The organism is Helicobacter pylori SA213A (assembly GCF_000476275.1).
Taxonomy (GTDB): domain Bacteria; phylum Campylobacterota; class Campylobacteria; order Campylobacterales; family Helicobacteraceae; genus Helicobacter; species Helicobacter pylori_CL.
Genome location: NZ_CBOM010000002.1, coordinates 88,853 through 112,054, shown reverse-complemented (window position 1 = coordinate 112,054; position 23,202 = coordinate 88,853). Strand labels below are relative to the sequence as shown.

The 23,202-nt window shown below is 39.6% G+C and carries 20 protein-coding genes and 1 pseudogene; 9 read left to right on the top strand and 12 right to left on the bottom strand.

Going from position 1 to position 23,202, the window contains the following annotated elements:
- Positions 1-2: 2 nt before the first annotated feature.
- From QT74_RS01740 to glmU, 10 genes are all read right to left on the bottom strand, one after another.
- Positions 3-770: a sulfite exporter TauE/SafE family protein gene (locus QT74_RS01740; RefSeq protein WP_000355976.1), complete on the bottom strand. Its 768-nt coding sequence runs from the start codon at positions 768-770 to the stop codon at positions 3-5.
- 113 nt (positions 771-883) lie between these two features.
- Positions 884-1,831, bottom strand: a complete 948-nt coding sequence (locus tag QT74_RS01735) for a Gfo/Idh/MocA family protein (RefSeq protein ID WP_033764140.1) — start codon at positions 1,829-1,831, stop codon at positions 884-886.
- A gap of 61 nt (positions 1,832-1,892) precedes the next feature.
- Positions 1,893-4,259 carry a ribonucleoside-diphosphate reductase subunit alpha gene (locus QT74_RS01730; protein ID WP_033737777.1) on the bottom strand — a complete coding sequence of 789 codons (2,367 nt, stop codon included), beginning with the start codon at positions 4,257-4,259 and terminating at the stop codon, positions 1,893-1,895.
- A 171-nt stretch (positions 4,260-4,430) separates the two neighbouring features.
- Positions 4,431-4,934, bottom strand: coding sequence for a hypothetical protein (locus QT74_RS01725; protein WP_033764138.1), 504 nt, complete (start codon positions 4,932-4,934; stop codon positions 4,431-4,433).
- Between the two features lie 39 nt (positions 4,935-4,973).
- Complete coding sequence (locus QT74_RS01720) at positions 4,974-5,309, bottom strand: hypothetical protein (protein WP_033764136.1); 336 nt, start codon at positions 5,307-5,309, stop codon at positions 4,974-4,976.
- A 306-nt stretch (positions 5,310-5,615) separates the two neighbouring features.
- Positions 5,616-6,110: a hypothetical protein gene (locus QT74_RS01715; protein ID WP_033599332.1), complete on the bottom strand. Its 495-nt coding sequence runs from the start codon at positions 6,108-6,110 to the stop codon at positions 5,616-5,618.
- 27 nt (positions 6,111-6,137) lie between these two features.
- Complete coding sequence (locus tag QT74_RS01710; protein WP_033764133.1) at positions 6,138-6,518, bottom strand: hypothetical protein; 381 nt, start codon at positions 6,516-6,518, stop codon at positions 6,138-6,140.
- A 321-nt stretch (positions 6,519-6,839) separates the two neighbouring features.
- Positions 6,840-7,346 carry a hypothetical protein gene (locus tag QT74_RS01705; RefSeq protein WP_033764181.1) on the bottom strand — a complete coding sequence of 169 codons (507 nt, stop codon included), beginning with the start codon at positions 7,344-7,346 and terminating at the stop codon, positions 6,840-6,842.
- Between the two features lie 39 nt (positions 7,347-7,385).
- The gene (locus QT74_RS01700; RefSeq protein ID WP_033764179.1) at positions 7,386-7,751 is read right to left on the bottom strand and encodes a hypothetical protein; all 366 of its coding nucleotides are present in this window, start codon (positions 7,749-7,751) and stop codon (positions 7,386-7,388) included.
- Positions 7,752-7,952: 201 nt separating this feature from the next.
- On the bottom strand, positions 7,953-9,254 hold the full coding sequence (gene glmU / locus QT74_RS01695; RefSeq protein WP_033764177.1) for a bifunctional UDP-N-acetylglucosamine diphosphorylase/glucosamine-1-phosphate N-acetyltransferase GlmU: 1,302 nt from the start codon (positions 9,252-9,254) through the stop codon (positions 7,953-7,955).
- Between glmU and QT74_RS08820 the strand changes: the two are divergent.
- Both QT74_RS08820 and fliP read left to right on the top strand, forming a co-directional pair.
- Positions 9,211-9,300, top strand: a pseudogene (locus QT74_RS08820) (flagellar biosynthesis protein flip); the annotation flags it as partial. The gene glmU and the pseudogene QT74_RS08820 overlap by 44 nt on opposite strands.
- A 35-nt stretch (positions 9,301-9,335) precedes the next feature.
- Positions 9,336-10,082, top strand: a complete 747-nt coding sequence (gene fliP / locus QT74_RS01690) for a flagellar type III secretion system pore protein FliP (protein WP_001210273.1) — start codon at positions 9,336-9,338, stop codon at positions 10,080-10,082.
- 36 nt (positions 10,083-10,118) lie between these two features.
- Here the strand turns inward: fliP and QT74_RS01685 are convergent, their stop codons facing one another.
- Both QT74_RS01685 and feoB read right to left on the bottom strand, forming a co-directional pair.
- A complete protein-coding gene (locus QT74_RS01685; protein WP_033764129.1) occupies positions 10,119-12,422 on the bottom strand; it encodes a TonB-dependent receptor family protein in 2,304 nt (767 codons plus the stop codon).
- A gap of 261 nt (positions 12,423-12,683) precedes the next feature.
- The gene (gene feoB / locus QT74_RS01675) at positions 12,684-14,612 is read right to left on the bottom strand and encodes a ferrous iron transport protein B (RefSeq protein WP_033764174.1); all 1,929 of its coding nucleotides are present in this window, start codon (positions 14,610-14,612) and stop codon (positions 12,684-12,686) included.
- Between the two features lie 137 nt (positions 14,613-14,749).
- Here feoB and QT74_RS01670 point away from each other — a divergent pair, with 137 nt between their 5' ends.
- The 7 genes from QT74_RS01670 (at position 14,750) to QT74_RS01640 (ending at position 23,197) form a co-directional block, all read left to right on the top strand.
- Positions 14,750-15,562 (top strand): 3'-5' exonuclease, encoded by an 813-nt coding sequence (locus QT74_RS01670; protein ID WP_033764127.1) that lies wholly within the window; start codon positions 14,750-14,752, stop codon positions 15,560-15,562.
- Positions 15,563-15,843: 281 nt separating this feature from the next.
- Positions 15,844-17,019 carry an acetyl-CoA C-acetyltransferase gene (locus QT74_RS01665; RefSeq protein ID WP_033764126.1) on the top strand — a complete coding sequence of 392 codons (1,176 nt, stop codon included), beginning with the start codon at positions 15,844-15,846 and terminating at the stop codon, positions 17,017-17,019.
- Between the two features lie 10 nt (positions 17,020-17,029).
- Complete coding sequence (locus QT74_RS01660) at positions 17,030-17,728, top strand: CoA transferase subunit A (RefSeq protein WP_001045174.1); 699 nt, start codon at positions 17,030-17,032, stop codon at positions 17,726-17,728.
- Positions 17,725-18,348, top strand: a complete 624-nt coding sequence (locus QT74_RS01655) for a 3-oxoacid CoA-transferase subunit B (RefSeq protein WP_033764123.1) — start codon at positions 17,725-17,727, stop codon at positions 18,346-18,348. Before QT74_RS01660 ends, QT74_RS01655 begins: the two co-directional genes overlap by 4 nt.
- A 19-nt stretch (positions 18,349-18,367) precedes the next feature.
- Positions 18,368-19,732: a TIGR00366 family protein gene (locus tag QT74_RS01650; RefSeq protein WP_033764122.1), complete on the top strand. Its 1,365-nt coding sequence runs from the start codon at positions 18,368-18,370 to the stop codon at positions 19,730-19,732.
- A gap of 119 nt (positions 19,733-19,851) precedes the next feature.
- A complete protein-coding gene (locus QT74_RS01645) occupies positions 19,852-20,853 on the top strand; it encodes a lipid A deacylase LpxR family protein (RefSeq protein WP_033764121.1) in 1,002 nt (333 codons plus the stop codon).
- A 202-nt stretch (positions 20,854-21,055) separates the two neighbouring features.
- Positions 21,056-23,197 (top strand): hydantoinase/oxoprolinase family protein, encoded by a 2,142-nt coding sequence (locus QT74_RS01640; RefSeq protein ID WP_033764120.1) that lies wholly within the window; start codon positions 21,056-21,058, stop codon positions 23,195-23,197.
- Positions 23,198-23,202 lie beyond the last annotated feature (5 nt).

Sequence of the window (23,202 nt, the reverse complement as noted above, 5' to 3'; positions counted from 1 at the left end):
AATTAAAAAAAGAGTTTGTATAAAATAATCAGCAGCGACAAACCATACACCCCTAAAATCAAAATTTTATGCATTTTTTCATTCAAAAGCCCCATGATCCATTTAATCCCAATGCTCACGCCCATAACAGAGCCTAATCCCACAATCGCCCCTGCTAAAAGCACTTCTTTATTGATGATGTGATGATAGATTAAAGAAAAAGCTCCTGAAATGGAAGAAAACAAGATAAAAAATAACCCTAACGCCACGCATTTTTTAGAATCATACCCTAAAAAATAATGCATCAAAGGCACCATGAGCATCCCCCCACCAATCCCTAAAGTGATGGCAAAAAACCCTGTGAGCGCGCCAATTAAAAATAATTTTAAACCTTGCAAATGGTAGCGTTTAGTATCCGCTATAAAATCTTTTTTTTTGGGTTTCAAAACAAATTGGATCATAGAATACACGACTAAAAGCGCGAAAATAACCATTAAAATTTTACTGGAAACGATTTTTAAAACAAATCCGCTAAAACTCGCCCCTATCAGCCCCCCTGCCCCTATCAACAAGCCTAAAGAAAAATCAAGCGATTTTTTTTTGAAATTCAAAACAGATCCCACGAACGATGAAAGCGCCATTTGCAAAATGGAAATACCAATGGATTCTTCAAAAGAATGCCCGGTTGCGAGCATGATAGGGACAATGATCAACCCCCCACCAATGCCAAAAATCCCTGATAGAATGCCAGTAAAAAGCCCTATCGCTATGTATAACGCATAAATATCCATAAAAACCCTTAAAAAAGTAAAACCCCCTCTTAAAAGAAAATTAAAAACAACCCTATTCTAATCAAATGCAAATAACCAAACCCCCCTAAACAACGCTTTTAAAAGTGGTGCTTTTATTGGTCTGTTTTGTTTTTGCAACACAAAGCATGCGAATCTTCATTGGGTTCGCTGACTGAGAGATTTCTTAATTCATAAGCCAATTTAATAGACGCCGTAGCTTCATCTAAACCAAACCCCCCTTGAGCTAAAATCTGTTTGTAGCTTTCTATATACAGGTTATCAAAGCTCTGCGTGAGATTGACTTCTTCGCCCTCTAGAATCATTTTATGATAAACTTTTTCTTTAGCCACTCCCATGTGTTCTGGATTGATGGAAAAAAACCATCTTATTTTGGCATGCTCTAAAAAGAGTATCCCGCACACGCAGTCAGGCTCTTCTCTATTGATAACCTTGTCTTTAACGCCTCCAAACAAATACAATAAAGTGTCAAAAATATTCACTCCCATTTGAGTGGCTAACCCCCCACTCCTATTCACATCCGCTCGCCATGAAGAAAAATACCACTTCCCTTGAACGCTGATATAAGTGAGCGTGATGTCAAAAACCTTGCTTGGGTTTTTTTCCAATTCGCTTTGAATTTTTTCTTTTAAAGCCAGCGTGTCGCAATGCAAGCGCAAAGGTAAAAGACTAAACACCCTTTTTTGGTGTTTCACCTCTAAATCTTTCAATTCTTGTATTTCGCCAGGGTCTAAAACTAAGGGTTTTTCACAAATCACATGCATGCCGTTTCTTAACCCGAAACGGATGTGATCAAAATGCGTGTGCGTGGGCGTGCAAACGCTCAAATAGTTGATTTCTTTACCCATAGCCCTAGATTGCTCTAAATGCTTTTCAAAATCTTCAATGTTTGTAAAAAACTCTGATTGCGGGAAATACTCATCTAAAACCCCCACGCTATCATGAATATCAAAAGAGCAATCCAAAAAATGCCCTGTATCTCTAATCGCTTGCAAGTGCTTGGGAGCGATAAACCCCCCTGAACCAATCATAGCAAAAAGCATTCATCTTCCTTAAATCATTTTAAATCTCATTTTAGCAAAGATTAGCTTATTTAAGCTTATATCATTGGCAATTATGGCATTCAACCGAGCGATCTAAAACGCTTTTTTCATCAATGCTAGGGCTTTCGCTGCGCAAATAATAAGTGGATTTTAACCCTAATTTCCAAGCGAGCGTGTAGATTTCATGCAAGGTTTTACCGCTAGCGTTTTCTATGCGCAAAAACACATTAATGCTTTGGCCTTGATCGATCCATTTTTGACGCACCGCTGCGGCTTTAATCAAATCTTTAGCGTCAATATCATAGGCTGATGTGTAAAAATTCCAAGTTTCTACGCTTAAATTAGGCACAACGACTGGAATTAGCCCGCTCAAATTTTCTTCAAACCACTTTTTCTTATAAATGGGTTCAATGGTTTGAGTTGTGCCTACTAAAATAGAAATAGAGCTAGTAGGAGCGATCGCCATTAAATAGCCATTACGCATGCCAAAAGTTTTGACTTTTTCCCTCAAACCCTGCCAATCGCAAGCGTAGTTAAAAAGCCCTTTTTCAGTGAGTTTTAAGGCTTCTTTATTGGCTTTGTCAATAGGGAAAATCCCCTTACTCCATTCTGAATTTTCAAAATCTTTATAAACCCCTTTTTCTTTCGCTAAATTCGCGCTCGTGTCAATCGCATGGTAGCTGATTTGCTCCATTAAAGCGTCAATTTTTTCCAAATGCTCTTTAGATCCCCAAGCGATTTTGTGTTCTGCGAGCATTTGCGCTTCACCCATAACCCCCAACCCTATGGCTCTATTTTGCAAATTAGTGGCTTTGACTTTGCGGTTAGGGTAGAAATTCAAATCAATCACATTGTCTAAAAGCCTGACCATGATCGGCACGACTCTTTTAATGTCTTCTTCAGTGTTGATTTTGCTTAAATTGATGCTCGCTAAATTGCACACCGCCGTTTGCCCGTCTTTGGCGATTTTAGTAGCGATATAGATTTGTTTGCCTTTAAGAATATCCGTGCTAGTGAGCTTGTTAGCGCATTTAGTGATGTTATTATCTGTGGTTACCAACTGCTTTTCTTCAAAAAAATCCATCGTGCCATCGGTGTATTCTATTTGCATGTAATAGTGGTTAGGCGCGGTATTTTGAAAGATCTCCGTGCATAAATTAGACGATCGAATAATTCCTGCATGAGCGTTTGGATTGCACCGATTGGCGTTGTCTTTAAAAGCCAAGAAAGGCAAGCCGGCTTCAAAATAATTCATCAAGATTTTTTTCCATAAATCTTTAGCGTTAATGTATTCTTTAATGATTTTAGGATCTTTTTCATACTCTAAGTAGCGTTTTTCAAACTCTTGCCCATAAAGTTCAGAGAGATCCTTGCACTCATAAGGGTCAAATAAAGTCCACATCGCGTCTTCTAAAACCCTTTTCATGAACAAATCGCACACCCAAAGAGCCGGGAATAAATCATGCGCTCTTCTTCTTTCATCGCCGCTATTTTTTCTTAAATCAATGAACTCCATCACATCAATGTGCCAGATTTCCAAATACACCGCAATCGCACCCTTTCGTGTGCCTAATTGATCAACTGCAATCGCCACATCATTAGCGATTTTTAAAAAGGGGATCGTGCCAGCGCTTGCGTTTTTATGCCCGTCAATATAGCTCCCGATGGAGCGCACTAAAGAAAAATCCCAGCCAATCCCCCCACCGTATTTGGATAACAACGCCATTTCCTTATAGCTGTCAAAAATCCCTTCAATATTATCCGGCGTGCTGCCAATATAGCATGAGCTGAGTTGGTGTTTGGTGGTGCGGGCGTTCGCTAGAGTGGGGGTCGCGCACATCGCTTCAAACTTGCTTAAAACTTCATAAAATTCTAAAGCGATTTTGTTGGGTTCTTGTTCGTTTTGCGCTAAAAACATCGCAATGCTCATAAACATGTGTTGGGGCAATTCAATAGGGTTATTGTTAGCGTCTTTTAACAAATAGCGATCATACAAGGTTTTAATCCCTAAATAATTGAATTGGAAATCCCTTTCAGGCTTGATTTGGCTATTTAAAAACTCTAAATCAAATTTTTCCTTAAAGCCCTTAAGGATGCGGCCCTTTTCTTCAGCGTTTTCAAAATACTCTTTCAAATGCCTATACCCTGTAAAACCACTTACTTTATGGTATAAATCATACAAAAAAAGCCTTGAGGCGACAAAGCTCCAATTAGGCGTGTCAATATCTATCTTATCCACAGCGGTTTTAATCAAAGTTTGTTGGATTTCTTCAGTAGTGATCTTGTCCCTAAATTGCAACCTCGCATCCACTTCCAGCTCACTTTGGCTCACGCCCTCTAAATTATCCGTAGCGTCCTTAGTGTATTTTTGGATTTTGGTAATGTCCAAAGGCTCAATGCGCCCGTTCCGTTTAACCACCGTAATCAAAATTTTTCCTTAAATTTGAATTAAATCGTTTGTTTTTTAAATTTGGAATTGTATCAATAAAAAACTTAAGAAAAAGAAAAGTTCAAGTTGGATCTGTTCTATTAATGAGAATGGGTTTTAAAGTTTTTTAATTTTTTTATACCCCCTCCATTTAATGGCATTTGGGTTAAATCACCACCCCCATTTAGCGCAAAGCTTAAGAAAATATTGAAACACTAAAATGACCAAACCCTCTACAAAGAAGTTGCTAGTATGCCCGCAATACGCCGAAATTTCATGCATAGCGATACCAAAAGGTATCGTTAAAAGCACCATATAGAAATCCCTTAGTCTTGCTCCTAACACAGCGTCATAAAACGCGCCAAAAAACCTAGCCTTAAAAATGGCTTTAAAAAACTTGGGGAATCCTTGCCAAGTTTCAATAATGAAATAACCTGACGACCTGCCTTTTGGGTTGAACAAGAGGTTAGACAACAAAGCCGCTATTAGAATCGTTAGCCACACATAGTAACTATCTTTAGGGTTGAAAATCGGATCACCAACATCTGAGCGATAAAGAGCTGTTCTAAAAACTATGGAGTAACAAATTATAGCAACTAAACCCATTGCCACATTGTATTCAGTATAACTCAAACGCTCTTTTGAGCCATTCAAATTCTCTTTTGTAGTATCCATGTTATTTCCTTCCCCCCCATCACCTTGGCTCATTTAAGATCACCAAGCATGCCCAAAACTATAGCCGTAATCATAAAAATCACGGATAGGTTCTCTTGGGGCTTGTGGCTCTCTAGTTTGAGGCTCTTTAGCTTGAGGCTCTCTGTCTATGAAATCACGAATAAAATCTTCTACCTTATCGCCTATTTCCCGACCAAGCTGACCCCCAATCGCAGCCCCTAACGGCCCTCTGACCGCTCCCATTGTTGAACCAATGTCTCCTCCTATATCTCTACCAAGCTGACCCCTTGCCTCTATTTTAGGACTAGCTACAGCCACATTAGCCATTGCACCGCATAAAACCACTACACAACTAAATGTTCTTAATCCACTCATAACAAATCCTTTCATAAAATTGAGATTCAAGGCATGTTTGACACACCTTGATAAGAATATTTATACCACAATCGCATTAAGAGCATTGTTACAAATCAATAAAATATCACAAAAATCTCAATAAGTGTTTTGTTTTTACACAAATTACAGGATTAAAGTAAATAATTATAATATTTTAGGATTTTTCATTATTGAAGCAAATTAAGGTTTCTTAAAAAACTTAAAATACCCGTTTTCAATAATAAGAATGGGTTTTAAGGTTTTTAATTTTTTATACCCCCTCCATTTAATGGCATTTGGGTTAAATCACCACCCTAATTTAGCGCAAAGCCTAGAACAAATCCCAAAACACACAAGAAAGCCAAGCATAACCAAACCCTCTATAAGGAGATTGCTAGGATGCCCACAATACGCCGAGATCTCATGGATAGCGGCAATAAAGGGTATCGTTAAAAGCGCCATATAAAAATCTCTTAGTCTCGCTCCTAACACAGCGTCATGAAACGCACCAAAAAACCTAGCCTTAAAAATGGCTTTGAGAAACCTAGGGTATCTTACTTGGAAGGATTTATAACGATCCCTGCCTCGTGGGTCAAATAAAAGGTTAGACAACAAAGCCGCTATTAAGACTGTTAGCCATGCATAATAACTATCTTTAGGGCTAAAAAGTGGATCGACAGCGCCTAGGCTATAAGGAATTGTGGATATGCATCCCGCATAGACTATAGCCACTGCCCATCGATATTCCCAGTCGCTCAAACGCTCTTTTGAGCCATTCAAGTTCTCTTTTGTAGTATCCATGTTATTATCACCTTGGATCATTTAAGATCACCAAGCATGCCCAAAACTATAGCCGTAATCATAAAAATCACGGATAGGTTCTCTTGGGGCTTGCGGTTCTTTGTTTTGTGGCTCTTTAGCTTGAGGCTCTCTATCAACGCCACGGATAAAATCTTCTACCCTATCGCCTACTTCAGACCCAATATATCCTCCTGCTGTGCTACCAAGAAATCTCCCTAATCCAATACCCACTGGACCTCCAGGAACCCCAATTGCTCCTCCAATTTTATCACCAACAAAACCCCCAACACCACCCCCTATAAGTTTGCCTAATTCACCCCTTGCCTCTATTCTAGGACCAGCTATAGCCACATTAGCCATTGCACCGCATAAAACCACTACACAACTAAATGTTCTTAATCCACTCATAACAAATCCTTTCATAAAATTGAGATTCAAAAATTGAGATTCAAGGCATGTTTGGCACACCTTGATAAGAATATTTATACCACAACCCTATTAAAAGCATTGTTACAAATCAGTAAAATATTACAAAAACCTCAATAAGTGTTTTGTTTCTACACAAATTACAGAATTAAAGTAAATGATTATAATATTTTAGGATTTTTCATTATTTAAACAAATTAAGGTTTCTTAAAAAACTTAAAATACCCATTTTCAATAATAAGAATGGGTTTTAAAATTTTTTAATTTTTTATACCCCCTCCATTTAATGACATTTGGGTTAAATCACCACCTCCATTTAGCACAAAACTTAAGAAAACCTTGAAACCCTAAAATGACCAAACCCTCTACAAAGAAGTTGCTAGGATGCCCACAATACGCCGAAATCTCATGCATAGCGATAATAAAGGGTATCGTTAAAAGCATCACATAAAAATCCCTTAGTCTCGCTCCTAACACAGCGTCATAAAACGCGCCAAAAAACCTAACCTTAAAAATGGCTTTAAAAAACTTGGGGAATCCTTGCCAAGTTTCAATCATTAAATAACCTACCGACCTGCCTTTAGGATTAAACAAGAGATTAGACAACAAAGCCGCTATTAGACCCACTAGCCACATATAATAGCTGTATTTAGGGTCAAAAAGCGGATTGCTAGCTGAACCATCTATGTCATAAAAAATCCTAGCGTTTATGGAGATACATATCGTATAGACTAGAGCCACTGCCCATTGATATTCCCAATCGCTCAAACGCTCTTTTGAGCCATTCAAGTTCTCTTTTGTAGTATCCATGTTATTTTCTTTCCCCCCATCACCTTGGCTCATTTAAGATCACCAAGCATGCCCAAAACTATAGCCGTAATCATAAAAATCACGGATAGGTTCTTTTGGGGCTTGTGGCTCTCTATCAACGCCACGGATAAAATCTTCTACCCTATCGCCTATTTCAGCCCCAGAATATGCCCCTATTCCACCACCAATGCCTGCACCAAACACAGTACCCCACGGACCTCCAAGAGCCCCAATCATTCCACCCATTGCACCACCCATTCCAGCTCCAACACCACCTCCTATATCTCTACCAAGCTGACCCCTTGCTTCTATTTTAGGACTAGCTATAGCCACATTAGCCATTGCACCGCATAAAACCACTACACAACTAAATGCTTTTAATCCACTCATAACAAATCCTTTCATAAAATTGAGATTCAAAAATTGAGATTCAAGGCATGTTTGGCACACCTTGATAAGAATATTTATACCACAACCCTATTTAAAATCATTGTTACAAATCAGCTAAATATCACAAAAATCTCAATAAGCGTTTTATTTCTACTCAAATTACAGGATTAAAGTAAATGATTATAATATTTTAGGATTTTTCATTATTGAAGCAAATTAAGATTTCTTAAAAAACTTAAAATACCCGTTTTCAATGTTGGTTTGAGGGGGGCGTGAAAGGCTCAACGACCCGCTAGGAATGTCTTTAGTGATGGTGGTGCCGCTGCCGATTAAGACATTAGAGCCGATATTTATGGGGGCGACTAGCTGGCTATCGCTCCCTATAAAGACATTTTCACCGATGATCGTTTGGTGTTTCTTTTTACCATCGTAATTGCAAGTGATCACGCCAGCCCCTACATTTGTGTTTTTCCCTATCTCACAATCCCCTAAATAGCTCAAATGCCCTGCTTTAGCGCCTTGAAGTTTGGCGTTTTTAGTCTCTACAAAATTCCCCACATGGCTATCACAAATCACGCTTTTAGGGCGCGCATGGGCAAACGGCCCCACACTACTATTAATAATTTGACTTTCTTCTATCACGCTATAAGCCTTAATGCGCGCGTTTTCTATCAAACAATTCCCAATCAAACGCACCCCTTGCTCTAAAACGCACTCCCCCTTAAAACTCACGCCTTTTTCTAAGTAAATGCTCTTTGGTAATTGCATCACTACCCCCAAGTCCATGGCGTTTTTTCGCAGTCTTTCTAGCATGATTTCTTCAGCTTTCGCCCTTTCTGTTTGGCTATTCACCCCTAAAAAACACTCTTCTTCTAAGAAAATAGCGTCAATTGTTTCGTTTTCATTGATTCCTAGAGCGATTAAATCCGTGAGGTAGTATTCTTTTTGGGCGTTTTGGTCATTAAGCTTGGGCAAGTATTTTTCTAAAAACTTTCTTTCAAAAAAATACACGCCAGCATTCACGCTTTTAATTTCTTTTTCTTCATCATTAGCGTCCTTTTCTTCTACAATCTTTTTAACCTGATGGTTTTCTAAAACAACGCGCCCATAACCTTTAGGGTCAGCTAAATGGAGTAAGCCTATAGCGTTATTCTTGCTTTCTAATAAGGGAGTGAGAGCGTCTTTAGTGATTAAAGGCATGTCCGCATTCAAAATCAAAACCCGCTCATGTTTCGTAGAAATAGGCGTTTTATCTTCTTGCATGATAGCCCCACCTGTCCCTGAATATTTTTCCACGATTTGAGTGTGAAAGATTACGCCCTTAAAACGCTTCAACACCGCTTCTTTAATGCGTTCTTGTTGGTGGTGTAAGATAAGATGCACATCATTACTGATTGAAAAAGCCGTTTCTAAAATGTAAAATAACATAGGCTCCCCACAAAGGGTGTGTAAAGTTTTAGGCAGGCTAGAATGCATGCGAGTGCCTTTGCCAGCGGCTAGTATGATTACAGAAAGCATTAAAATCCTTTTTTTAGGGAATTTTAACATGCCTTATCTTATAATTTGACTTCGTTTCATCAAAGATTTAAGGCTAGAATTTTGCGTTTTTTCATTTTTTTCATTCTCATTTGCCCTTTAATATGCCCTTTAATGAGTGCTGATAGCGCGTTGCCTAGCGTCAATCTCTCTTTAAACGCTCCTAATGATCCTAAACAGCTTGTAACCACCCTTAATGTCATCGCCCTGCTCACGCTTTTAGTTTTAGCCCCGTCATTGATTTTAGTGATGACGAGTTTCACCCGTTTGATCGTGGTGTTTTCTTTTTTAAGGACCGCTTTAGGCACGCAACAAACCCCACCCACTCAAATTTTAGTTTCGCTCTCTTTGATATTGACTTTTTTCATCATGGAACCTAGCTTGAAAAAGGCTTATGATACAGGGATTAAGCCTTATATGGATAAAAAGATTTCTTACACCGAAGCGTTTGAAAAAAGCGCTCTGCCTTTCAAGGAATTCATGCTTAAAAACACACGAGAAAAGGATTTAGCGCTTTTTTTTAGGATCAGAAACCTCCCTAACCCTAAAACTCCTGATGAGGTGAGTTTGAGCGTTTTAATCCCGGCATTTATGATAAGCGAGTTGAAAACAGCGTTTCAAATCGGCTTTTTACTCTACTTGCCTTTTTTGGTGATTGATATGGTCATCAGCTCTATTTTAATGGCGATGGGCATGATGATGCTCCCGCCTGTAATGATTTCTTTACCTTTTAAAATTTTAGTGTTTATTCTGGTAGATGGGTTTAATTTATTGACCGAAAATTTAGTAGCGAGTTTTAAAATGGTTTGATATCAAACAATCAAGCTATAAAAGCTTGAAACCAGTTTAAAACTCATAATTCAAATACGCTGTAATGGATCTCCCTGGCGCGGGCTCTCTCCCTGTAGGGCTTGTGCCAATCCCCCTAAAATAATACTTCATGTTAAAAAGGTTATTGATTTGCAAGCTTCCTGTGATTTTATGCCTACCGCTTTGCCATAAAACCGAGCTTACTTGAACGTTCAATACAAAATACAAAGGCAATAACCCCACTGAATTACAACCATACTCTAGCCCCCCCGTGTATTCTGGGTTTAAGGGCAAGCACACGGTTTGATCTTTGGCTTGATTGAGCATGGAGCTATAAGCGCGGCTATAAAAATAGCTACTAATACCAAAAGTCGTGTGCTTGTAAGTATACATCATGTCAAATATGAATTGGTTAGGACTCACATAAGGCAAACGCTTCCCTTTAATGTCAAAGGGTTTATTGACAATGCCTGTAAAATAATAAGCAATATCATCAGCGTTAGAAGTGATGCGCGCATCAATGTAAGTGTAAGCCACATGGAATTGCAAACCCCTAATTGGCGCATAATACAATTCCAATTCCACCCCTTGACTCCTAGCGTTAATGGGCTGTGGGCTATAGCCTCCCGCATAGTAACGATTGGCAAAAATCACAAAATAATTGGTATTGAAGCTCAATAGATTTTTATAGCTATAGCGTTGCCCCACTTCAATTTCATTAAAAATTTGGTTGTAATTAGTCCTAGTAATGCCCACCATTGTGTGTTGTGGGGGGATAAAACTACGGCGGTAGTTCGCATACCATATCCAGTTTTCCATAGGTTTATAGCCAATATTAAAGGCCGGACTCCATTCGTTTTGACGCTGTTTTTTACTGGTCCATACGGAAAAATCGTTCTTTTCTGGCTCTTTGTTATCGTAGTTTAAAAAGGTGTATCTAAGCCCTGGAGTTAGCACTAATTTAGAATCAAAAAGCTCTATCTTATCGCTCAACCATACCGCTGTATAGTTGTTAAACATTTCTTGATTGTTGCTGGGTTTTTTAGAAAGGACATAAGGAGGCATATGACACACCCCATCAATAATGTCTGATTTTTCGCATGTGCTTTGATCGGATCTAATGAACATGTCCATCGTCATAAAACGCATGCCCACATTAAAAGTTTGCTTAACCTTATTGGTATTAACAACCAAGTTCAAATTCGGCTCAAAAGCGTTCATCACATAACGCCTTAAATGATCAAAAATAAAAAATCCTGGATAATTTTGATCCGTATAAACAGGGCCTAATTTAGGATTGGTATTGACATTTAAATAGTTAGAATCAAATTTAAAATCCCTTGACATGTCATGCCCATAATAACTGAAAGTGAAATCCCCCCCTACCCTATCCGTGTCCCCAAAAAAGTTTTGATACACAGCCCCCCATCGCTTCGCTCTCCCGCTCTTATCATTGTTAGGGCGGTTGTTTTGAAAACGATTTTCATTATAGGCAGCTATACCTAAAGACCCGGGGTCTGTCAAAAAATAGCTGTAGTATTGGAAAAAAGCCGTGATTTTATTGCTATCATTGATTTGATACAACGAATCTAGCAAGTAGTTTTGAATATCTGTAGGGCTGTTGTATCTAAACCCTTGCCCTTTGATCCAATTGACTTGAGCCTGAACCCCGAAATGCTTATTCATCATACCCCCTGTTCTTAAATAGGTGTTAAAAAGCATGTTATTGGCTAAGCTTTTATCAATGTTTTTAGAATTTTGATTGAAAAACCCCCCATTTTCAGATTTACCCCAAAAAGTGGCCCTCTCGCTCACCTGACTCTCCCACTTGGTAGGAATGCCCTTAGTGATCACATTAATCACACCGCCAAAAACATTAGGGCCATAACGCACGCTCTCTCCCCCCTTGGTTACGCTAATCCTATCCACAGATTGAAAGGTTACAGGAAAAATAACCGTGCCAATTTCAACATAGGGAGCGACATAAATGGGGATTCCATTGACTAAAATCATTCCCGTATTGGAGTGTCCTGGACCTCCCGCACCAAACCCCCTAATAGAAATGCTAGGCACAGCTCCAATACCTGTAGAGTTTCTAATATGCACGCCTGGCACATTTTGCAAAGCTTCTTCAATGCTTTGATTCGCGCTTTTAGTGAGTTGTTTGTTAGAAATAACCGTGCGAGAACCAATATAGTTTTTAACTTCCTTACTCCTCCAACTCAAGGGCGCTTCTTTATCATTAGCTATTCCTGAAGCTTCCACCCTTTCTAAATTGTGAGTTTTCATCGCATGCACGCCATGACTCAAAACAACCAAAGAGACTAAGATTCTTTTCATTTACCACCTTTTATAAGAAATGTTCCTTTTTACAACAAGGCGTAATTTATAATAACTATTCTTATTTTTAGCTTAAATTTTGAGATAATTATTATTTAAATAAAAATTAATGGCTTTTTTAATAAAGAATACCGATTGGTGCGAACATTTATGGAAAGGATTGGAATATGAAGAAAAATAAAAATTTTTTAATATTTTTTTAAGAATGAGATGGATTTTTAAACATTTAAAGGGTTTTAAAAACCCTTTAATCACTAATCTTTAAAAAAAGATTTTAGTCGCATAAAAAGCTATCAGTGAAAAGAAATACGCCACAACGGTTGTAAAAATGAATAAATACGCTACAAATTTTATCCCCCCAGCTTCCCTACCAAAAGTAATGGTCGCTGCAAAACAAGGGATATAAAACATCACAAACACGATAAAAGCGATCCCGCTAGGCACGCTGACTTCTTTTCTGATCACCTCTCTAAAAGCGTCAGATTTTTCATTTTGATCCCCTAAAGAAAACAACACTCCTAAAGTAGAAACGACCACTTCTTTAGCCATAAACCCGGTTACAAGCGAAACGCTCAAACGCCAATCAAAATCCATAGGGCTAAAGACTTTCTCTAAATACGCCCCCCCTCTCCCTACGATGCTATTTTTTAAATTCTTTTTATCCAATTCTGCTTTTAATTCTTTTAATTTTTCTTCTTTAGCTTCGCTTGAAAGAGTAGTGTCCTTATTCACCAATAAACTTTCTTGTTTATAAGCTTTCATGGCTGCATCGCTTTTAGGGTATTGAGACATAAACCAGATTAAAATCGCTCCCACTAAAATATAAGTCCCAGCTTTTTTGAGGTAAGAAAGCGATTTGGTATAAATGCTAAAATAAATCATTCTAGAACTAGGTAGGCGGTATTTAGGCATCTCCATAATAAAGGATTCCGTTTGTCCTTTAAACACGCTTAATTTTAATAGTTTAGCCATCACTAACGCCACAACCGCTCCTAAAATATAAATGCAAAACAACACAAACCCCGCGCTTGAAGAGGGGAAAAACGATCCTACAAATAACACATAAATAGGCAGTCTTGCTGAGCAACTCATAAACCCGATCACAAAAAGCGTGATCAATCGTTCGTTGTAATTTTGCAAGGTCCTTGTCGCCATGTAAGCTGGCACAGAGCAACCAAAACCGGTGATTAAAGGGATAAAGCTCTTCCCATGCAAGCCAAATTTATGCAAGATCCCATCTAGTAAAAACGCCACCCTACTCATATAGCCTGTCGTTTCTAGTAAAGAAATCCCAAAATACAACACCACAATTAACGGCAAGAATGAAACCGTCGCCCCCACTCCCCCAATAATGCCATCGCCCACCAAAGACGCTAAATCTTCATTAGCCACATTTTCCTTAATGCTATCGCTTAAAAATTTAAACCCTTCTTCTAGCAATTTTTGCAACCCTCCCCCTATTAAAAAACTCAAAGAAAAAATGACAAACATAAACCCTAAAAAAATCAAAATCCCATAACGCTTGTGCATCAAAATCTTATCAATCTTATAAGTGTGTTCAAAGCTCGCATTTTGTTGGTTTTCACGGATCACTAATTTAGCGATTCTTTGAGCGCTCTGGCTGTATTTTAAAGACTCCTTAAAGCTTTGAGACGGGACTTTTATGTTTTCATTATCGGTAGTCTTTTGAGAATAAAGTTTGACAATTTCATCTAATAAAAGCTCTGTATTCAAGCGATCTTCTTTAGATCTTGCGCTCGTAGGCACGCACACAACCCCTAATTCTTGAGAAAGCTTTTCTGTATCAATTTTAATCCCTTCTTTTTGCGCTTCATCCCACATGTTGAGCGCGAGCAGCATTTTTTGATTCGTTTCTAGTAATTGCGCGCTTAAGGCTAGATTGCGCTCTAAATTGGTGGAATCCACTACATTAAGAATGAGATCGTATTGCCCTTTTTCTAAAAAATCTTTAGTAACCTTTTCTTCAGTGGTGAAGTCATTGAGCGCGTAAGTGCCTGGTAAATCAATGATAGTGATTTGATGCTCTTTGTGGATCAAACTCACTTCCATTTTATCCACGGTAACCCCGGCAAAATTCCCCACTTTCAAATGGGCGTTGCTTAAAGCGTTAATAAGAGATGATTTCCCTACATTAGGCTGGCCCACAAGAGCGACAATGATTTCTTTCACTTCCAATTCTCCAAATAAATTTTTTTAATTTTTAGTTATATCGTTTTTAGATTAAAAGTCAGCACTATAGCGCTATAAGACTAATTGTTATATAATAAAAGCGAGACAAGAATGTTAAAATGCGAAAGGAGCGTGTGATGTTGTGCGTGTTTGATATAGAAACCATTCCTAGCGTGAGCTTGTGTAAAGAGCATTTTCAATTAGAAGAAAATGATGCGCTAAAAATCTGTGAACGGAGTTTTGAAAAGCAAAAAGAAAAAAGCGGGAGCGAGTTTTTGCCTCTTTATTTGCATGAAATCATCTCTATTGCAGCGGTCATTGGCGATGATTACGGGCAATTTATCAAAGTGGGGAATTTTGGTCAAAAACACGAAAATAAAGAGGGTTTTACAAGCGAAAAAGAGCTTTTAGAAGATTTTTTTAGATACTTTAACGAAAAGCAACCGCGTTTGATAAGCTTCAATGGCAGAGGTTTTGATATGCCCCTACTCACGCTCAAAGCCCTTAAATACAATTTAACCTTAGACGCTTTTTACAGCCAAGAAAACAAATGGGAGAATTACCGCGCGCGTTATAGCGAGCAGTTCCACTTGGATTTAATGGATAGCTTGAGTCATTATGGATCCGTTAGGGGGTTGAATCTAAATGGCATTTGCTCTATGATGAATATTCCTGGTAAATTTGATGTGAGTGGGGATTTAGTGCATGCGATTTATTACAACCCTAATTTAAGCCAAAAAGAGAAAAAAGAGATTATTGATGGCTATTGCCAAAGCGATGTGCTTAACACTTATTGGCTTTTTTTAAAATACGAAGTGCTGAAAGGGGCTTTAAATAAGGAGCAATACCTTGGGCTATTGAATGATTTTTTAGCCAAATTCCCTAAGGAAAAATCCTATTCAAGCGTTTTTATTAACGCTTTAGAGAAAGAAATTAGGGAGTTTGCTTAAAATTCTATTAAAACCTTGAAACTAGGCAAAGACTGCTTAGAAAGAAATTTTTTAAAGCGTTAGAGAAACATGAGTCTAAAGTGCATATCTGCTTGATTTTAGATCCCTACTCAAAGCTATATTGTGCAATAATCATTGAACGATAAGAATAATATTTTTGTGAAAAAAATAAACGGATCGCTCTCAATCTCAAACAAAACCTAAAACAAAATCCAACCTGTTAGGGTGTCAATCACCTAAAAGTGATACTATGACTAATAAATCAACTTAAAGGCAAAGACATGAATGAAGTGGTTATAGTGGCGGCAAAGCGGAGTGCTGTAGGGAGTTTTTTAGGCTCTCTAAAGAGCGTGGGTGCTAGAGAAATGGGTGTTTGCGTGCTTAAAGACGCTTTGAAGGCGAGCGGCCTTAAGCCTAGCGATGTGGATTCTGTCATTTTAGGCAATGTTTTAGGCGCTGGTTTGGGTCAAAATATCGCTAGGCAGATCCAACTAGACGCTAGCATCCCTAATGACAAAAACGCTTTCAGCGTCAATATGGTTTGCGGATCGTCTATGAAAGCTATCCAGTTAGCGCATGACAGCATCGTGCTTGGGCGCGATGAGGTGGTGGTGTGCGGTGGCGTGGAAAACATGAGCAAAGCACCCTATTTGTCGTTTGACATGCGAGAGGGGAAAAGAATGGGGAATGCGAACATGATAGATTCCATGATACATGATGGATTGTGGGATGCGTTCAATGATTACCACATGGGGATCACCGCTGATAATGTCGCTCAAGCATACCACATAAGCCGAGAAGAGCAAGATAGTTTCGCGCTCCAATCGCAACTCAAAGCAAGAGCCGCCATTAATGCAAAGAAATTCCAAGAAGAAATCACGCCTATTGAAATAGCGAATAAAAAAGGCGTGGTGGTTTTTAAAGAGGACGAATACCCTAGAGAAACGACGCTAGAATCCCTTGCAAAGCTCAAACCCGCTTTTAAAAAAGACGGATCGGTAACGGCAGGAAATTCATCAGGGATCAATGATGGCGCGAGTATTATCATTTTATGCAGCACTAAAAAAGCACAAACATTGGGGTTAAAAACAATGGCAACTATCAGGGGGTTTGGCTTGGGTGGTTGCAGTCCGGATATAATGGGTATATGCCCTAGTATTGCGATTAAAAACAACCTTAAAAATGTCAAAATGAATCTCAATGACATCAATCTTTTTGAACTCAATGAAGCTTTCGCCGCGCAAAGCCTAGCCGTGTTAAAAGAGCTTGAATTAAACCCCAATATCGTGAATGTGAATGGAGGCGCAATAGCCATTGGCCACCCTATTGGCGCAAGCGGTGCTAGGATCTTAGTCACTTTATTGCATGAAATGAAAAGAAGTGGGCATGGCGTGGGCTGTGCGTCATTGTGTGTGGGTGGCGGTCAAGGGCTATCAGTGGTAGTTGAACAAAAATAAGGAGAATGAGATGAACAAGGTTATAACCGATTTAGACAAAGCGTTGAGCGGGTTAAAAGATGGGGATACTATTTTAGTGGGCGGTTTTGGGCTATGCGGGATACCCGAATACGCCATTGATTACATTTATAAGAAAGGAATCAAGGATTTGATTGTCGTGAGCAATAATTGCGGCGTTGATGACTTTGGGTTGGGTATTCTTTTGGAAAAAAAACAGATTAAAAAGATTATCGCTTCGTATGTGGGGGAGAATAAGATTTTTGAATCGCAAATGCTGAATGGAGAAATTGAAGTCGTTTTGACACCGCAAGGCACGCTGGCTGAAAACTTGCGTGCTGGAGGGGCTGGGATACCCGCTTACTACACCCCAACAGGGGTTGGGACTTTGATCGCTCAAGGCAAAGAATCAAGGGAATTTAACGGCAAAGAGTATATTTTAGAAAGAGCGATAACAGGCGATTACGGGCTTATTAAAGCCTATAAAAGCGACACTCTTGGGAACTTGGTGTTTAGAAAAACGGCCCGAAATTTCAACCCCTTGTGCGCGATGGCGGCAAAAATATGCGTTGCTGAAGTGGAAGAAATTGTCCCGGCCGGGGAATTAGACCCAGATGAAATACACTTGCCAGGAATCTATGTGCAACACATCTATAAGGGCGAGAAATTTGAAAAACGGATAGAAAAAATCACGACAAGGAGCGCGAAATGAGAGAGGCTATCATTAAAAGAGCGGCAAAGGAATTAAAAGAGGGCATGTATGTGAATTTAGGGATAGGCTTGCCCACGCTGGTGGCTAATGAAGTGAGCGGGATGAGCATCGTTTTCCAGAGCGAGAACGGGCTGTTAGGGATTGGTGCTTACCCTTTAGAGGGGAGCGTTGATGCGGATCTCATCAACGCAGGAAAGGAAACCGTAACTGTGGTGCCGGGCGCTTCGTTTTTCAACAGCGCGGATTCGTTTGCGATGATTCGTGGGGGGCATATTGATTTAGCGATTTTAGGGGGGATGGAAGTCTCACAAAATGGGGATTTGGCTAATTGGATGATCCCTAAAAAGCTCATAAAGGGCATGGGAGGGGCCATGGATTTGGTGCATGGCGCTAAAAAAGTGATTGTCATCATGGAGCATTGCAACAAATATGGGGAGTCTAAAGTGAAAAAAGAATGCTCATTGCCCCTAACAGGAAAAGGCGTGGTGCATCAATTGATAACGGATTTAGCGGTGTTTGAATTTTCCAATAACGCCATGAAATTAGTGGAATTGCAAGAGGGGGTCAGCCTTGATCAAGTGAAAGAAAAAACAGAAGCTGAATTTGAAACGCATCTATAGCTTATAAAAGGGGGTGTTTATGTTTTTATTAAGGCATTTGACTTCAGCGTGCGTGTTTTTAGCGTCTAAATGTTTGCCGGACTCCTTTATCTTGGTCACTCTTTTATCGTTTATCGTGTTTGTTCTTGTTTATTGCTTGACAGGGCAAGACGCTTCGTCTGTCATTTCTAGTTGGGGGAATGGCGCTTGGACGCTTTTAGGTTTTTCTATGCAAATGGCCCTTATTTTGGTGTTGGGTCAAGCTCTAGCTAGCGCTAAATTAGTCCAAAAACTTTTAAAATATCTAGCGTCTTTACCTAAAAGGTATTATACGGCTTTATGGTTGGTTACTTTTCTATCGTTAATCGCTAATTGGATCAATTGGGGTTTTGGCTTGGTGATTAGCGCGATTTTTGCAAAAGAGATCGCCAAAAATGTTAAAGGGGTGGATTACAGGCTGCTTATTGCTAGCGCTTATTCGGGTTTTGTCATCTGGCATGGGGGTTTATCAGGCTCTATCCCTTTAAGCGTTGCCACCCAAAATGAGAATTTGTCTAAAATCAGCGCCGGGGTGATTGAGAAAGCTATCCCCATTAGCGAAACGATTTTTTCCACTTATAATTTGATCATTATAGGGATCATTCTTGTAGGGTTACCCTTTTTAATGGCAATGATCCACCCTAAAAAAGAAGAAATCGTTGAGATTGATTCAAAGCTTTTAAAAGACGAATACAAAGAGATTGAACTCATTGACCACCAACAAGACAAAACGATCGCACATTTTTTAGAAAACAGCGCTTTGCTTTCTTATCTTTTGGTTTTTTTGGGTTTTGGGTATTTGGGTATTTATTTTTTTAAAGGAGGAGGGCTTGGTTTAAACATTGTCAATACGATTTTCCTTTTTTTAGGGATTTTGTTGCATAAAACCCCTTTGGCTTATGTGAAAGCGATCAATTATTCCGCTAGGAGCGTGGCTGGGATTTTATTGCAATTCCCTTTTTATGCCGGGATTATGGGGATGATGGCAAGCCATAGCGTGGGAGGTCATTCTTTAGCGCAAATGCTTTCTTTAGCTTTCACGCACATCGCTAATGAAAAAACTTTCGCGCTCATGACTTTTTTGAGCGCAGGGATTGTCAATATTTTTATTCCATCAGGCGGAGGGCAATGGGCGATTCAAGCTCCTATCATGCTCCCAGCTGGCCAAAGCTTGGGGGTGGATCCGGGCGTGGTTTCTATGGCTATCGCTTGGGGAGACGCTTGGACGAATATGATACAGCCTTTTTGGGCTTTGCCCGCTTTAGCCATTGCGGGTTTGGGCGCTAAAGATATTATGGGCTATTGCGTTTTGACTTTAATTTTTGTAGGCTTAGTCGTGTGTGGGGTGTTTTATTTTTTAGTGTGAGTTTTTTATGCCTAAAACCACGCTCTTTGGGGTAAAGTTTTCTCTTTTTACCCTTTAAACGCTCTTGTAATTAAGACTTATTTCGTTACAATAATCCCATAATAACCTAAGGAAGTGTTTTGTTTTTCAAATTTATTTTATATTTATTATTAGGAATGTTTGCATGGGCAAAAGAGGATATTCCTACCCCATTAACGCCCTCTAAACGCTATTCTATCAATTTGATGACTGAAAATGATGGTTATATCAATCCTTATATTGATGAGTATTACACGGCAGGCAATCAAATAGGCTTTTCTACTAAAGAGTTTGATTTTTCTAAAAATAAAGCGATGAAATGGACTTCGTATTTAGGGTTTTTCAATAAAAGCCCTAGGGTTACTCGTTTTGGTATTTCCCTCGCCCAAGACATGTATACCCCCTCACTTAAAAACAGAAAACTGGTGCATTTGCATGACAACCACCCTTATGGGGGGTATTTACGGGTGAATTTGAATGTGTATAACCGCCATCAAACTTTTATGGAATTATTCACGCTTTCTTTAGGCACGACAGGGCAAGATTCTTTGGCCGCTCAAACGCAGCGTCTCATTCATAAATGGGGTCATGACCCCCAATTTTATGGCTGGAACACGCAGCTCAAAAACGAATTTATCTTTGAATTGCACTACCAATTGCTCAAAAAAGTCCCCCTTTTAAAGACTCGTTTTTTTTCTATGGAGTTAATGCCTGGGTTTAATGTGGAGCTGGGCAATGCGAGGGATTATTTCCAACTTGGCTCGCTCTTTAGGGCTGGGTATAACCTGGACGCTGATTATGGTGTCAATAAGGTCAATACCGCTTTTGATGGAGGCATGCCTTATAGCGATAAATTTTCCATCTATTTTTTTGTAGGGGCTTTTGGGCGCTTCCAACCCCTTAACATCTTCATTCAAGGCAATAGCCCTGAAACTAGGGGCATTGCTAATTTGGAATACTTTGTTTATGCCAGTGAAATAGGAGCGGCGATGATGTGGCGTAGCTTTAGGGTGGCTTTTACGATTACTGATATTAGTAAAACCTTTCAATCCCAGCCTAAACACCATCAAATCGGCACTTTAGAATTGAATTTTGCCTTTTGATTTAATATAGGTTTAATATTTTTACTCCTATATGATATTTTTTTGAATGAACTTATTACTATTCTTCACTTCACACACTAAATTTTCACTGATTGGCTTTAAAAAAAAAAAACGATTTCCATTTTAAAATCTGTCCTATAATTCAAACAGGTTACCTTGATAGGTTACCTCGAGCAACACTTTAATACAAGGAGTCTAAAAAATGAAAGACGCAAGAGTTCAGGTGATGGGTATTGATGCCGGTGGCACCATGACGGACACATTTTTTGTGAAAGAAAATGGCAGTTTCGTAGTTGGTAAAGCCCAAAGCAACCCAGAAGATGAGAGTTTAGCTATTTATAATAGCTCGCAAGACGCTTTATCGCATTGGAAGTCAGATGTCAGTAAGGTTTATCCAGAGTTGGTCACTTGCGTGTATTCAGGCACGGCGATGCTCAATCGGGTCGTCCAAAGGCGCGGAATGGAAGTGGGTCTGATTTGCAATAAGGGTTTTGAGCAAATGCATTCTATGGGCAGAGCGTTGCAATCCTACTTGGGGTATGCGCTAGAAGAAAGGTTGCATATCAACACGCACAAGTATGATGATCCGCTGATTCCTTTAAAAAGGATTAGAGGCGTTACAGAAAGAACCGATGTCAAGGGGCAAGTGGTTATCCCAGTGCGCCAAGAAGAGGTTAAAGTTGCTGTTAAGGAGCTTTTAGAAGCAGGCGCAAAAGCCATTGTGATTTGTTTGTTGCAATCTCATAAAAACGCTGAAAGCGAGCGGATTGTTAGAGATATAGCGTTAAAAGAAATTGAAAAATTGGGTAAAAATATTCCTGTGTTCGCTTCGGTGGATTACTACCCTCAAAGAAAAGAAAGCCACAGAATGAACACCACTATCTTAGAAGCTTATGCGGCTGAGCCAAGCAGGCAAACCCTCTCTAAAGTCAGCAACCGCTTCAAAGAGCATGGCGCTAAATTCGATCTTCGTGTGATGGCAACGCATGGAGGCACCATTAGCTGGAAGGCTAAAGAGCTCGCTAGGACGATTGTGAGCGGTCCTATTGGAGGCGTGATTGGATCTAAATTGCTAGGCGAAACGCTTGGTTATGACAATATTGCATGCAGCGATATTGGCGGCACGAGCTTTGATATGGCGCTTATCGTTAAGAGCAATTTTAACATCGCTTCTGACCCTGATATGGCGCGCCTTGTTTTATCTCTACCACTTGTGGCTATGGATTCCGTTGGCGCGGGCGCTGGGAGTTTTGTGCGCATTGATCCGCACAGCCAATCGGTTAAACTAGGGCCTGATAGCGCGGGGTATAGAGTTGGCACTTGCTGGAAAGACAGCGGTTTAGACACGGTTTCAGTAACCGATTGCCATATTGTTTTAGGCTATTTGAACCCGGATAATTTCTTAGGCGGTTTGATCAAATTAGATGTGGATAGGGCTAAAAAACACATTAAAGAGCAAATCGCTGATCCGCTAGGTATTAGCGTAGAAGATGCGGCTGCAGGTGTGATTGAGTTGCTTGATTTGGATCTTAAAGAATACTTGCGATCCAATATTAGCGCTAAAGGGTATAGCCCGTCTGATTTTGTGTGCTTTTCATATGGTGGTGCGGGGCCTGTGCATACCTATGGCTATACAGAAGGCTTAGGGTTTAAGGATGTGGTAGTGCCTGCGTGGGCGGCTGGATTTAGCGCTTTTGGTTGCGCTTGCGCTGATTTTGAATACAGATACGACAAGAGCGTGGATATTGCCATTCCGCAGTATTCTTCAGACAAGTCCAAAATAGAAGCATGCAAAATCATTCAAGACGCATGGGATGAATTGACCCTTAAAGTGATTGAAGAGTTCAAGATCAATGGATTTTCTCAAAAAGATGTGATCTTAAGACCTGGATACAGGATGCAGTATATGGGGCAATTGAATGATTTAGAGATCACTTCTCCTGTGTCAAAGGCTGCAAGCGTGGCTGATTGGGAAGAGATTGTCAAAGAATATGAAAAAACCTACGCTCGTGTTTATTCTGAATCAGCGTGTTCTCCAGAGCTTGGTTTTAGCGTGACTGGCGTGATCATGCGTGGTGTTGTGGCTACGCAAAAACCTGTGATTCCGGTTGAAAAAGAGCATGGCGCTACGCCTCCAAAAGAAGCCAAAATAGGCGTTAGAAAATTCTATCGGCATAAAAAATGGGTGGATGCAGATGTGTGGCAAATGGAAAAATTATTGCCTGGAAATGAAGTCATAGGGCCTGCGATCGTGGAATCAGATGCGACCACTTTCGTGATACCCAAAGGCTTTGCGACAAGACTAGACAAACACCGATTGTTCCACTTGAAAGAAATTAAATAAAGGAG